The organism is Exiguobacterium sp. s11 (genome assembly GCF_018619015.1).
In the GTDB taxonomy this organism is placed as follows: Bacteria; Bacillota; Bacilli; order Exiguobacteriales; family Exiguobacteriaceae; genus Exiguobacterium_A; species Exiguobacterium_A indicum.
Genome location: NZ_JACSNF010000002.1, coordinates 377774 through 389349 on the forward strand (window position 1 = coordinate 377774; position 11576 = coordinate 389349).

Genomic DNA, 11576 nt, shown 5'->3' on the forward strand with positions numbered 1-11576 from the left:
CTTGTCCCGTTCGTAAGGTAGGTAAGTGACTCAGTTGAAGGAGGAAACGATGTGTCATCACTTGAACAACCTAAAACATCGACACGGCGGCTTGCGACCGTCTCGTTGATTTTCATGGCGGTCGGATTCGTCGTCTCATTGCCATTTAAAGAAAATGCGTGGGTCTTTTGGCTCCAGAGTGGTTTTGAAGCCGGACTCGTCGGTGGGATTGCCGACTGGTTTGCGATCACGGCATTGTTTCGCCATCCGCTCGGCTTAAAGATTCCCCATACGAACCTGTTGCCGAAAAATCGGGAACGGGTCATCGAATCAATCGTTCATATGCTCGAGACGGACTTGCTCAATAAAGAGAGTATCGTCGCGAAGCTCCAGCATATGACGCTCGCAGACCGTGTCATCAAAATCTTACGTTCGATTCTCGTTCTGCCTGCTTTTCGAGCGACCGTTACCGAACTATTGGTCGGTCTGATCCGGAAATTACCGAAAGAGGCGATTCTTGAGTTTGCGAATACACGGTTGACGGAGACGATCAAAGCGTATCCGTCAAAACGGCTGGCGGTACGGGCGATGGAGTTAAATGAGGAACGTCGACTCGACGAGTGGCTGATGGATCAGTTACTCGGTTATGGGCAACGTCTGCTCGAAGACCCCGTCATCCGAGACCAGATTGGGCGCCTTGCCTATACGGCGATGATCGACCAAGAAAAGAATACGTTCTTGCGGGTGACGGCGCGAACCGTCCAAAAAGTCTATTCAGAAGAAAAACTCAGTCTTGTCATTCAAGGTGTCTTGTTGACGGTCATTCAAGATATGCGACACGTCCATCACCCGAATCGTTTAGCGATTCTTGATCATCTGCGTCGTAATCTGGCACAGTTATCGATTGATGAAGAGCGTCTAGCAAAAATCGATGCTTGGAAGGCAAGCGAGGTCGACCGGTTTGACTTCGTTCCGGTCATTGAACGCGCGTATGATGCTGGTTTGATCGAACTCGAACGCTACTTGACGTCAGATGCCTTCTGGACGGAACGGGCGATGCCGATGCTTTCGCGCGCTTTAGACGACTGGGAACAGCATCCGACGTTCAAAGATAGCAGTGATCAATGGATGAAGGAGCAACTCGTTCGTTTCGTCGAACAAAATCACCAAAAAATCGGTGGACTCGTCCGCGAGAACTTAAACCGGTTCGATACGGAGACACTGATTCATATGATCGAGGATAAGGTCGGCAGTGACTTGCAATGGATTCGGGTCAACGGGGCGTTGTGTGGATTCATCATCGGTTTGATTCTCGGTGCGATCAAGGTGTTCGTCGGATGAGCCGGTGGACGCATGATGTGACGTTGTCGGAAGCATTTGATTTTAAAGGAATCGTATCTCGTTTGACGGAAGACCCGTTACAAATCGAACAGGATGGGCGACTCGTCGTTCCGATCTTCATCAACGATCAGACATACATCACGACGATGGAAGCCATCGATGGTTACACGTTACGGATTGACGGTTCAGGACCGCAAACAGCGGTGCTGACGCAACTCAATCGACGGTTTCGACTCAATGAGCCAAATCCTGCGCAGCGTCTCAAAGCGACGTCGTTACACGCGATCGTCGAACGGTTCGGCGATGAACGACTCGTGCTTGATCATTCACCGTTCACGGCCTTGATTCGCTCGATCATTCATCAACAGATCAATCTCTCATTTGCCCATACGTTGACGGAACGTGTCTTTCGAACATTCGGAACGGTCAAGGACGGAATCATTCTTCCGCCGACACCGCGTCAATTAGCGGCAGCGCGTCGCGAGGACTTGCTTGCTCTGCAACTATCAGGACGTAAAGTCGATTATCTGCTTGGCGTAGCGACAGCAACGATTGATTACGATGCATTGATGTCAGCCGACGATGCAGAAATCGCTGAGACGTTGATTGCACTGAAAGGCGTCGGACCATGGACGGTCCAAAACGTCCTGATGTTCGGATACGGTCGTCCGGACCTTTTTCCGGCATCGGACATCGGGATATTACGGGCTTTCGAACGGTTGCTCGGTTACCGACCGACGGTGGAAGAAGCGACGCGACTGGCGGAGGAATTTGCCCCTGTCCGTAGTCACGCCGCCTATCTATTATGGCGTTCGATTGAATAAGGAACTATTCTTGTCACTCTATCGCGAGAACGGTATAATGAATGCGACAGAACGAGGAATCGTTCAGAATGCTAAGGGAAGCGACGTGTTCGCTAACGATAGAGGGGACGAATGTGGATGTATACAGATGAACAAATCATCGAAAAAGCCAATGAAATCGCCAAAATGATTTCAGAGACACCGGAAGTAGAACGATTTAAAGCGGCAGAAGCCAACATCAATGGGAATGAAAAAGTCCAAAAGATGATGAAACAAATCAAGTTCCTTCAAAAAGAGGCAGTCAACTGCCAACATTACGGCAAAACAGAAGCACTCGCCCGTGTCGAAGCGAAGCTCGATAAATTGTTCGCTGAGCTCGATGAGATGCCTGTTGTCCAACAGTTCCAAGAAACACAAGAAGAAGTCAACGGACTTCTCCAATACATCACGGTGACGATCTCGAACGGGATTACGGATCAAATCATCGAAGCGACGGACGGAGATGTTCTCGCTGGTAAGACAGGTAGCGGCATGGAAGCAGAAAACAAAAGCGGCGGTTGCGGCTACTAATCACGAAATGAACGAAAAGCCGACGGACATCCGTCGGCTTTTTCTACGAATGAGGTGGAAGAATGGAAGCAGTACACAACACTCCGATGATGAAACAATACTTCTCAATCAAGGCGGATTATCCGGATGCCTTTTTGTTTTATCGACTCGGTGATTTTTACGAATTATTCTTTGAGGATGCCAAGAAAGTCGCTCATGAACTGGAGTTGACGCTGACGGCGAAAAACGGCAAGAACGCGGAACATCCGATTCCGATGTGTGGCGTGCCCCATCACGCAGCGAACGGCTACATCGAACAGTTGATCGAGCGTGGTTATAAAGTGGCGCTTTGTGATCAAGTCGAGGATCCGAAGTTGACGAAAGGACTCGTCAAACGCGAAGTCATCCAAGTCATCACACCGGGAACGTTGATGTCCGCCTTGACGGAAAAAGAGAATCGGTACTTAGTCGCGGTCGTCGAACAGGACGGTCGCTTTGGGATTGCTCGCGGTGATGTCTCGACCGGTGAGAGTGCCTTGACTAGCGTTGCGACACTCGACGGTGTGGTCAAAGAACTGAGCATCATCCTGCCACGGGAAATCATCGTCACGACAGAGGAACATGAGACAGCGCTCGCACACTTACGGATTCCACTGACGCGTAGTTCACGGCGCGAGACGCATCCGCACGGTGACCGTGCGATTGATGCAGCCCAAGCGGAAGCCTTTGCGGTCCTCTATGCCTACATGCACGATACACAAAAACGAGCGTTGACACATCTACAACCTGCTGTCGTCTATGAAGCGAGCGACTTCATGCAACTCGAGCCGAATACGGTCAAGAATCTCGAACTCGTCCGCTCGGCACGGACAGGAGATAAAAAGGGTTCGTTGCTTGGTTTACTTGACGTGACAGGTACAGCGATGGGCGGACGGATGTTGAAACGCTGGCTTGAAAAACCGTTGTTATCGGAACGCGTGATCACCGAGCGGCTCGACGCTGTCGAGGAATTGTTGCAACACTACTTCGAACGTCAGCAATTAAAAGATACGTTACGCGAAGTCTATGATCTCGAGAGACTCGTCGCAAAAGTCGGTTACGGTACGGCTTCAGCGCGCGACCTCGTTCAATTGAAGTCGACGTTACGGCTGATTCCCCGCATTCAATCAGCGCTCGAGGAGATGATGAGCGAACGTCTTGGTCAGCTCAGTCTCGGACTCGATCCGCACGACGAATTGAGCGATTTGCTCGATCGTGCTTTCGTTGAAGCACCACCAATCTCAACGAAAGAGGGCGGAATGATTAAGGCTGGTTATTCAGCAGATCTCGACGAGTTACTCGTCGCCTCAAAAGACGGAAAGACATGGCTTGCGACACTTGAAGCCAGTGAACGGGCAGCAACCGGCATCAAGACGTTGAAGATCGGCTACAATCGCGTCTTCGGTTATTACATCGAGGTATCACGAGCCAATGCCAAGCTGTTGCCAGAAGGACGGTATGAACGGAAGCAGACACTTGCCAATGCCGAGCGTTACATCACACCGGAACTGAAGGAAAAAGAAGCATTAATCCTTGGTGCGGAAGAGAAGAGTGTCACGCTCGAGTACGATCTCTTCTGTGGAGTGCGCGATGAAGTCAAAGGACACATCGAAAGCTTACAACGGGTCAGTCGCAGGATCGCGGAACTCGACGTCCTCGTCGCACTAGCTGAGATTGCTGAAACGCACGACTATGTCCGACCAATCACGACGACGGGACGAACGGTTGATATTCAGCAAGGACGTCACCCGGTCATCGAAACAGTCTTACCGCGCGGTGAATACGTCGCGAACGGGATCACCTTAAACGAAGGACGCGAGATGCTGTTGATCACTGGACCGAACATGTCCGGTAAATCGACCTATATGCGACAATTCGCATTGATTGCTCTATTGCACCAAATCGGCTCGTTCGTACCAGCTGCTCAAGCGGAACTGCCGATCTTCGATCAAATCTTCACCCGGATCGGGGCGGCAGACGACCTCGTCAGTGGACAGTCGACATTCATGGTCGAGATGGTCGAGACACAAGAAGCGTTGACGCGTGCAACGGACCGATCGTTGATCCTGCTAGATGAAATCGGTCGCGGGACCTCGACGTACGATGGGATGGCACTCGCACAAGCGATCGTTGAACACATCGCCCGGCATGTCGGAGCGAAAACGCTATTTTCGACCCATTACCATGAACTGACGGTGCTCGAAGAATCGATTGATCGATTAGCGAACGTTCACGTCCGTGCCGTTGAACAAGATGGGCGTGTCGTCTTCTTGCATGAAGTACGCGACGGAAAAGCCGACCAATCATACGGAATCCATGTCGCGCGGTTAGCTGATTTACCAGATAGTCTGATCGAACGGGCACAAGTCCTCTTGTCCGAGTTCGAGCAGGCTGAGCCTGTTCCGGTCGCAGCACCTGTAAAAGCTCCTGTTCAGGAGGAGCCAATTGATCAACTCAGTCTGTTCTCAGATGCGGATCCTCTGCGAGAGACGATGGCGAGTCTTGATTTGATCAATATGACGCCGCTCGAGGCATTGAATACGCTGTATCGTCTACAAGCCGAAGCGAGAAAGTGAGGAGAATGCAGTGGGAATCATTCGTGAATTATCCGATAGTTTAGCGAACCGGATCGCGGCGGGAGAAGTCGTCGAACGACCAGCATCGGTCGTCAAGGAACTGGTCGAGAACGCACTTGATGCCGGTGCGACCCAAATCGATGTCGAACTCGAAGAAGCTGGAATGAAACGGATGACGATCCGCGACAACGGACACGGGTTTTACCCGGATGACGCTGAACTGGCTTTCGTCCGTCACGCGACGAGTAAGATTAAGGACGAGCATGACTTGTTCCGAATCAAGACACTTGGTTTTCGCGGAGAGGCACTTGCCTCAATCGCGTCCGTCAGTAAAGTGACATTGAAGACGAAACGTGAGGACGCGGAAGGAATTCAAGTGACGCTTGAGTACGGGACGGTCGTTGAACGGACACCAGCAGCAATGAACCGGGGAACGGAATTGACGGTCGAGCATCTCTTCTTCAACACACCGGCACGGCTGAAGTATTTGAAGACGACGCATACGGAGCTTGCGGCGATCACGGACGTGCTGAACCGGATGGCGTTCGCTCATCCAGACGTCAAACTTCGAGCAACGCATGAAGGGAAGACATTGATCCAGACGAACGGATCAGGAGACGTCCGGCAAGCACTGGCGAGTGTCTACGGTCATCAAACGATTCAAGGAACACTAGTCGCCAAAGGTGCGAATGCCGATTATCAATTGACGTGTCATCTCGTCAAACCGGAAGTGACCCGTGCCTCAAAGAATTACATCACGTTGATTCTCAATGGACGTTCGGTCAAAAACTTCGCCCTGACGCAAGCGGTCTTGAACGGTTACCATACGCTCTTACCGATCGGGCGATATCCGATTGCGGTCATCGAGGTGACGATGGATCCACTCTTGATCGATGTCAACGTTCACCCGGCGAAACGAGAAGTCCGTCTTTCAAAAGAGATGGAGCTCTGCCAGTTGATCCAGGAGACGATAAAGATGACGCTCAGCCGGGAGACGCTGATTCCGAAAGTGACGCCACCGAAACCAAAAAAAGATCCGAGTAGCCAGGAAAAACTCGATTTTTCTTATGTCGCGGAACCGGTCGAAGAAACGTCATCGCGAGCGGTCTGGAATTATCCGATTCCGAAAAAGCCGCAAGAGGACGATCGACCACCTGAAGTGAAATCATTACCGTTTAGCAACGAGGATGATCTGTTCGAGCCCATCGCACCAGTCAAGCAGGAGTTTACTGAACCGATTGAGGAGCCACCCGCGCGTCCGCGCTTTCCGCATCTCGACGTCATCGGTCAACTCCATTCGTCCTATATCGTCTGTGCCGGGGAAGACGGGATGTATATGATTGATCAACATGCAGCACAGGAACGAATCAAATACGAGACGTATAAGGTCATGTTCGGTCGACCACCGGAACAACGACAGCAATTGCTCTTACCGTATACGTTTGAAATCTCGTCGGATGACATGAAACGGATGGAGGAAGTCCTTCCGTTGCTAAAAGACGTCGGTATCGAGTTCGAAGCATTTGGTCCACAAAGCTTCATCGTCCGAGAAGTTCCGACGTGGTTCCCGTCCCATCGACAGGAAGAGACGATTCAGGAATTACTCGATGAAGCCTTGATGAAGCGAAAAATCGATCTCGAGACGTATCGGGAAGATGCCGCCATCATGATGGCATGTAAAAAATCGATCAAGGCAAATCATCCGTTGAACGATGAGATGATGCGCCGGTTGATTGACGATCTAGCGAAAACGGAAATGCCGTTCACGTGTCCACACGGACGTCCGGTCATCATCGAATGGACGACGTATGAACTCGAGAAGTTATTTAAACGGGTCATGTGATCAAGATGAGGAGACGATTCCATTCAGGAGTCATCTTTCAGATTAAAAAGGGAGCTGACTCAAAACTTAAAAGTCAGTTTCTGCAAAGAATGACGTGTCACACGCAACTCCTACAGGAAAAAGCGCATTTATGCGCTTCAGAGACAAACAAGACCCGATTTCCTTCTTGAATGAAGCAGGAAAACTGGCTTGTGTCTCGCCTGAGGAAAGGGCGTGAAAAGACGCGTCATTCTTTTTTAGAGTCAGCCCCTTTTTGGTTGTCTCTAATCATTGTTTGTACCGATACACGACTGACTGGTTTTTGTTTGTGCTAATACAAAAAAGGTGTGGATTTTCATGAGAACGGTTACTTCAGTTGATTAACTAGATTTCATTGATTATTGAAGGAAAGAGGCGGATAATAAGACCCGAAACTGTTAACAAGGGGACCTTTATCATGTTGTCATGCGTTATGCGTATCATTCAAATCATTGCTCAAATCGCACTTATTTTTTGTTTTTCACTCAGTGGGGACTGGGTGAGCGAAACTTTCCAGTTACCATTACCCGGTAACATCATCAGCTTGATTCTGCTGTACGTGACGTTAAAAAGTCGACTGCTTCCTCTCGTCGCTGTTGAACGGGGCGGAACCTTTCTGCTGTTCGTCATGCCGTTATTCTTCGTTCCAGCACTGTCCGGAATCATGGATTATACGACATTCCTTCGAGCATCTGGTCTTCAAGTCGTGTTGATCGTCGTCGTCAGCAGCCTGCTGACGTTAGTCGGCTCAGCGTACATCGTCGATCGCTTGGCACACCGGAAAGAGGCGGTGAACCCACATGAGTGAGACACTGTTCTGGATCATCCTAACCATTCTTTTATTCAGTGGCGCAATGTTCCTTTATCAACGTCATCCTCGTGTCTGGACGTTACCGATCCTGACGGTGACGGCTGTCCTGATCGTGATTCTCGTCTATAGCGGCGTCTCACATGCAGAATACATGCAAGGGGGACAATACTTGTCGAAAATGCTCGGTCCAGCGATCACGGCGTTTGCGATTCCACTCTATCGTGTCCGACATCACGTCCGGCGTTTCTTACCGGAAATCGGACTTGGTGTGTTGCTTGGAACCTGTATTGCAATGAGTTCAGATCTGTTACTCGGTCTGTTGCTTCATCTCGAGCGGACGACGAACCTTGCCTTGTTGCCGAAATCGGTCACGTTACCCGTTGCCTTAGCGATCTCACAAAAAGCAGGCGGGACGACGACGCTGACGGCAGCCTTCGTTTTATTGACCGGATTAACGGGATCAATCGTCGGACCAAAATTAATGACGGGCTTGAAGATTCGGCACTTCGTCAGTCGCGGAGTTGGGCTAGCATCGATTGCCCACGTCATGGGCGCGACAAAATCGATGAGTCTTGACCAACGCGAAGGGGCGGTCGGTCTGTTGACGATGGTCTTGACGGCCGTCTGTGCCAGCGTCATCGCACCGTTTTTAATCACATGGTTATATGGCTAAACACTCTGTTTTTTCAACGGAGTGTTTTTTTGTAACCGATTGAAACTTGTCGACTACTTTTGCAGTATAGTACAACAGAAAACAGGGTGGAGGAGAAGAAGATGATCATTTGGATTAACGGTACGTTTGGCGTCGGAAAGACGACAGCAGCAAAAGGATTACAAAAGCGTTGGAGCAGATCATACATCTTTGACCCGGAAGAGACAGGCTATTTCTTACGGGCACAACTGCCGGAAAACAAGAACGATTTTCAGGATGAGCCGTTGTGGCGCACGTTTAATCGACAGCTCCTCGAACAGCTCGATACGGAAGATGCGCGAATCATCGTGCCGATGACCTTGACGAATCCAGCGTACTTTCAGGAAATCATCGGGACGTTACGAGCGAACGGTCATGACGTCCGTCATATCGCCCTGATGGCGAAGGAGACAACTGTCAAACGCCGCCTGATCAGCCGCTTTGAGCGTCCAAACTCGTGGGGCGGTCAACAAGCGGAACAACGACTACAGCAATTATCCGATCCGCTGTTCAGTCAACAGATCGAGACGGATGATCTGACGAAAGGACAAATCGTCGATGCGATTGCCCTCGTGACCGGGATTGGACTCTCGCCTGTCCGACCGTAAAGGATTCAAGAGGGATGTTTCCGGGAATCATTAGATGATAATAGATGAGGAGGAAACAATCTTGAACGAAGGGCAACTTATTGCTAGGAGGATTTATGAATATGAAACACTGGATGACTGAGAAATTGGGCAGACAGTTGATGGCGATTTTTTATAGTGTCTTTGCACTAAGTGTCATCACATCGGTTGCCAGTTATTTATACGTGGATAATGCAGACGGTCGGACGAAGGAGCAAGTACTTGACCAGTTACAAAAGACACAATGGTTCTGGTTCTTGAACTTGATGATTTTTTTATTTTGTCTATTGTTCATCGTCCGTCCGTTGATACATCGGGTGACGTCACAACTCCGCGAATTGAACGTCAAGAGTCGTCGCCTTGCAGAAGGCAAGTCGATTTCGCTCGAGCACGATGTCGACAGCCATAATGAAGTCGGTCAATTGACGGCATCGTTTTACCAGATGGCACGGTCGATCTCATCACAACATGCGGAATTGTCAGCTAAGAATCAAGAAATGGAACACAATCAGGAAGTATTGAAGCAAAAACAGAATGAGCTTGAGCGTGCTCTTGAAGTGACGCGGACGAATGAACTCCATTTGCAGGATCGGAATGAACTGATCGAAACGCTTGCTTCAAAGGAGAGTTTATTCGATTACTCGTCTGTCATCAGTACGATTGTCCGGTTGACGAAGACAGAGTTCGGGGCATTGTTATTGATTAAGAACAATGAAATCGCGCAAGTCGTTCCAAAAGAAATGACAGAAGAACAACAAGAAAGCCTGAAGACGGAGTCGTTACTACTAAAGCGAGTCATGATTTCAAAGGAAACCGCACATTCTTCAAAAAAGGTCGCGAACGACGATCTGATCAAGTATCCGTATCACGTATATGAAGGTGTCATTCCGATCATGGATCCGGCAAAAGAAGAATTGATTGCTTGTCTTTATCTAGCACGGTTTGACGCACCATTCAACCAACAGGATCTAGCGGAACTGGAATCGTTCTCAAAACAGATTGCGATCTCATTGATGCGAATGTCACTCTACGAACAGATGGAATACGAACGAAAAGAGACGGCACAACTGCTGAATTCCGTTCGGGAAGCGATTCTCTACATCAAACACGAAGAGAAGACGATCTTAGGAAATCAGGCGTTATTCGATATCTTCCAGTCGTTACAAGTCGAAGAAGACAACGATTCGATGACCTTCCTTGAAGTCCGACCGGAAACGATGTTCGAACAGATGGACCAGAAGGAAGCGTTTGAAGCATACTTTGAAGAAGTCTTATCGGGTGAGATTCCGGAGGGCATGTTCTCCTTGTCGATTGATCAGGGGGAATACTTCATTCAAGTCTATGCCGAAGCCATTGCGCACGGGGGACATTCAAAAGGAACGATTCTCGTCTTCCGTGACGTCACGGCTGAGACAGAAGTCGACCGCGTGAAGTCGGAACTCGTCTCAACGGTCTCGCATGAACTTCGAACACCGCTCTCTTCGATTTATGGCTTTACGGAGCTCATGTTGAAACGGGATTTGGATCCTGAGCGGAACAAGCGATACTTGCAGACGATTCACGATGAATCGAAGCGTCTGACCGATCTCGTCAGCGACTTCTTGAACGTTCAGCGGATGGAGTCAGGAAAGCAAGAGTATGACAAACAAATCTTTGACCTGAAAGAAATCGTCAAGGAACAAATTCAGTTTTATCAAGCAGCGACGGAGCAACACAGCCTGAAACTTGATTTGAATGATGAACAGGACTTCATGGTCGAGGCAGATGCGAACAGCATGAAACAGTTACTCGGTAATCTCTTGAATAACGCGGTGAAGTACTCACCGGACGGCGGGGATGTCGTCGTCACGATGACTCACCAACACAATCAAATCGAACTCAGCGTTCGCGATTTCGGGATCGGGATTCCGAGTCATTCGATGCCGCATCTATTCAGTAAGTTTTACCGGGTCGACAACTCAGACAGCCGAAAGATTGGCGGGACAGGTCTTGGATTATCGATCTGTAAGGAAATCGTTCGCGCACATGATGGCAATATCGAAGTCGAATCAATCCTTGGAGAAGGAACGGTCTTCCGGGTCAAGTTGCCGAGTGCGACAGACGCGTTACTCGAAGCAGAATGAAGAGATGAAGAAGAGGCGATATCATACGCCTCTTCTTTTTTGTCGTGCCTCGTGTGAGATTCGTCCAAATTCCTGCGTTTGGCTAAAACGAGTAAGATGCAGACATTTGAACGATAAATCGAACAGATTGATGACAGAACGGCTGAAACAGTTGAAAAAATCGTAAGTTGTGCAGGG

At 49.5% G+C, this 11576-nt stretch carries 9 protein-coding genes; all 9 read left to right on the forward strand.

From position 1 onward, the window contains the following. Positions 1-51: 51 nt before the first annotated feature. Positions 52-1320 (forward strand): DUF445 domain-containing protein, encoded by a 1269-nt coding sequence (locus KNQ12_RS09580; RefSeq protein ID WP_055967116.1) that lies wholly within the window; start codon positions 52-54, stop codon positions 1318-1320. Then, entirely contained in the window at positions 1317-2144 is an 828-nt protein-coding gene (locus tag KNQ12_RS09585; protein WP_214747780.1) for a DNA-3-methyladenine glycosylase family protein, read from the forward strand. The genes KNQ12_RS09580 and KNQ12_RS09585 overlap by 4 nt, the downstream gene beginning before the upstream one ends. A 111-nt stretch (positions 2145-2255) precedes the next feature. Then, positions 2256-2693 carry a YlbF/YmcA family competence regulator gene (locus KNQ12_RS09590; protein ID WP_023467714.1) on the forward strand — a complete coding sequence of 146 codons (438 nt, stop codon included), beginning with the start codon at positions 2256-2258 and terminating at the stop codon, positions 2691-2693. 62 nt (positions 2694-2755) lie between these two features. Continuing rightward, the gene (gene mutS / locus KNQ12_RS09595) at positions 2756-5287 is read left to right on the forward strand and encodes a DNA mismatch repair protein MutS (RefSeq protein ID WP_214747783.1); all 2532 of its coding nucleotides are present in this window, start codon (positions 2756-2758) and stop codon (positions 5285-5287) included. A 10-nt stretch (positions 5288-5297) separates the two neighbouring features. Beyond that, on the forward strand, positions 5298-7130 hold the full coding sequence (gene mutL / locus KNQ12_RS09600) for a DNA mismatch repair endonuclease MutL (protein WP_214747786.1): 1833 nt from the start codon (positions 5298-5300) through the stop codon (positions 7128-7130). A gap of 451 nt (positions 7131-7581) precedes the next feature. Continuing rightward, positions 7582-7956, forward strand: coding sequence for a CidA/LrgA family protein (locus KNQ12_RS09605; protein WP_251137746.1), 375 nt, complete (start codon positions 7582-7584; stop codon positions 7954-7956). Then, entirely contained in the window at positions 7949-8632 is a 684-nt protein-coding gene (locus KNQ12_RS09610; RefSeq protein ID WP_023467718.1) for an LrgB family protein, read from the forward strand. The genes KNQ12_RS09605 and KNQ12_RS09610 overlap by 8 nt, the downstream gene beginning before the upstream one ends. Positions 8633-8733: 101 nt before the next feature. Next, on the forward strand, positions 8734-9258 hold the full coding sequence (locus tag KNQ12_RS09615; RefSeq protein WP_214747792.1) for an AAA family ATPase: 525 nt from the start codon (positions 8734-8736) through the stop codon (positions 9256-9258). Positions 9259-9359: 101 nt separating this feature from the next. Continuing rightward, positions 9360-11399, forward strand: coding sequence for an ATP-binding protein (locus tag KNQ12_RS09620; RefSeq protein ID WP_058265170.1), 2040 nt, complete (start codon positions 9360-9362; stop codon positions 11397-11399). Positions 11400-11576 lie beyond the last annotated feature (177 nt).